General features: G+C 71.9%; 1 protein-coding gene and 2 pseudogenes. 2 read left to right on the top strand and 1 reads right to left on the bottom strand.

Annotated elements, in window-relative coordinates:
* Nucleotides 1–226: pseudogene (locus D7V97_RS42480) on the top strand (hypothetical protein); the annotation flags it as partial.
* Nucleotides 227–242: 16 nt separating this feature from the next.
* On the opposite strand, the gene D7V97_RS42475 reads toward D7V97_RS42480, so the two are convergent.
* The gene (locus D7V97_RS42475; RefSeq protein WP_120616206.1) at nucleotides 243–1,511 is read right to left on the bottom strand and encodes an MFS transporter; all 1,269 of its coding nucleotides are present in this window, start codon (nucleotides 1,509–1,511) and stop codon (nucleotides 243–245) included.
* A 107-nt stretch (nucleotides 1,512–1,618) separates the two neighbouring features.
* On the opposite strand from D7V97_RS42475, the pseudogene D7V97_RS42470 reads away from it, so the two are divergent.
* Nucleotides 1,619–2,247: pseudogene (locus D7V97_RS42470) on the top strand (hypothetical protein); the annotation flags it as partial.

Below are 2,247 nucleotides of genomic sequence, written 5' to 3'. Positions count from 1 at the left end.
GGTGGGGCGGGTGCAGGTGGGGCTGGAGGATCTGCTGCTCGTGCCCACGTCCGGGCGCGAGGGGCGGCTGCTGGCCCTCAAGGCCCCCGGCTGGACGCCCGCGTTCACGGTGCGCGCGGACACGTCGCTGCGCACGCGGCCCGTGGTGCGCGGGCCGCTGGTGTTCGTGCTGGGCCTGGATGGGCGCGTGCTCGCGTGGCGGCTGCGCGTGCCTCCGCCGGCCTGAGGGCTTCGTCGCTTCGCTAGCCCACGGGCCCCGGCCGCGAGTCCGCGCTCGCGGCGGCTCCTTCAGCGGACTCCACGTAGTCCAGGTCGCGGTGGAACGTCTCCGTCAGTCGCGTGAGGGCGACGAGCGCGAGGCCGAAGCAGACCGCGCCCACGGTGAGCGCCGCATGGGCCACGGAGAGGTGGCCCTTCAGGTAGCCGAAGCCGCTGGCCGCGAGCACCGCGCTGCCGCGCACGAAGTTGGGCACCGTCGTCGCGACAGTGGCGCGGATGTTGGTGCCGAACTGCTCGGCGGCCATCGTCACCAGCACCGCCCAGTAGCCCACGCACAGGCCGATGAGGAAGCTCAGGCCGTAGATGACCGTGGAGGTGAGGCCGGGCACGAGCCCGTACACCAGCACCAGCGAGAACCAGGCGCACAGCCCCAGCGCCACCGCGCGCTTGCGGCTCTGGAGCCACTGGCTCACGAGGCCGGACAGCATGTCGCCCAGCGTCAGGCCCACGCTGCCGAAGAGGATGGCGTTGCCCGCCGTCACCGTGCCCTGGACGTTCAGCCCCGCCGTCAGCTCCGGCGCGAAGACGAAGAGGATGCCGGTGGTGAAGTAGATGGGCACGCCCACCAGGATGCAGCAGAGGTAGCGGATGAAGCGGCCGTCCTGGAGGAGCAGCAGCGGGTTCGCCTTCGCGGGGCCGGCCTTGTGGGTGAAGAGGGCGGACTCGGACACCTTGAAGCGGGTGAAGAGGAGCGCGAGCCCCAGCACGCCGCCCGTCACGTAGGCCGTCTTCCAGTGCAGGTGCTGGGCGACGAGCGCCGCCACGACGATGCCCAACATGCCCAGCGTCGCGACCACGGTGGTGCCCAGACCGCGCTTCTCCTTCGGCAGGGACTCGGCGACCAGGGTGATGGCCGCGCCCAGCTCGCCCGCGAGCCCCAGGCCTCCGAGGAAGCGGCACACCGCGTAGCTCGTCACGTCCCAGGCGAACGCGTTGGCCAGGTTCGCCGCCGAATACAGGAGGATGGAGCCGAACATCACCGACAGGCGGCCCTTCCGGTCCCCGAGCATTCCCCAGAAGACGCCGCCCACCATCATCCCCGCCATCTGCGCGTTGTAGATGAAGAGCCCCTTCTGGAGGATGTCCGCCGGGTCGGTGAGGCCCAGGTCCTTCAGCGAGGCGACCCGCACCACGCCGAACAGCGTGATGTCGAAGAGGTCGACGAAGTACCCCAGCCCCGCCACGAGGACGGTGAGGTTCAGGACCGAGCGCAACTCCCGCAGGCGTGTCATGGCGCGCGATTAAGGGGCTTCGCCAGCTCTGGATCAAGCAGGGGTGCAGGGCGATCCGCACGTCGGGAGGCTTCCCGTGGGATTCCATGGAAGGTAGGTTTTGCAGCATGTTCTTGCTGCAGGCCGCGATGGTGCAGCACGTGGTGGGGTTGGCCTTGATGTGGGCCCTGGGCGGCCCCGCCTCCGCCACCGGGGCGTGGCGGGCGGTCGCGCGGGTGGAGTCCTCCGAGGACCGGGCGCTCCTGGAGCGCGTGCGCGGGCAGAGCAGCGACCTGCCGGTGGTGCTGGAAGAGGAAGCAGGTCCGTCCCCGGAGGCGAGCCCCGACGGTGCGTGGCGCGAGGCGGAGCGCGTGGCGCTGCGGCGGGAGGCCCGCGCGGTGCTCTGGTTCGTGCGCGAGGGGGCGCAGCTGCGTGTGTTCGTGGCGGCGCCCCAGACGGGGCATCTCTTCGTGCGGACCGCGCGCGTGGAGGGCACGCCGGAGACGCTGACGTGGTCCGTGGGGGCGGAGGCGCTGGCGCTCGCGGTGCGCTCGGCGCTGCGCGCGGTGGATGCGGGGGAGCCCCTGGGTGAGGTCGTGGCGTCCCCTCCTCCGCCTGTCGTGGCGGCTCCCGCTCCGCCGCCTCCTCCTGTGGTTCCGGTGGCGGTTGCTCCGGCGGAGGGAGCGTTCGTGCAGGTGGGGCTGCACGCGGCGCTGGATGGGTATCACCCCGGGGGGCAGCAGGGATTGTCGCTGGG

This window comes from Corallococcus sp. CA053C, from assembly GCF_003611675.1.
In the GTDB taxonomy this organism is placed as follows: domain Bacteria; phylum Myxococcota; class Myxococcia; order Myxococcales; family Myxococcaceae; genus Corallococcus.
This window is presented reverse-complemented; position numbering and strand designations above follow the sequence as displayed.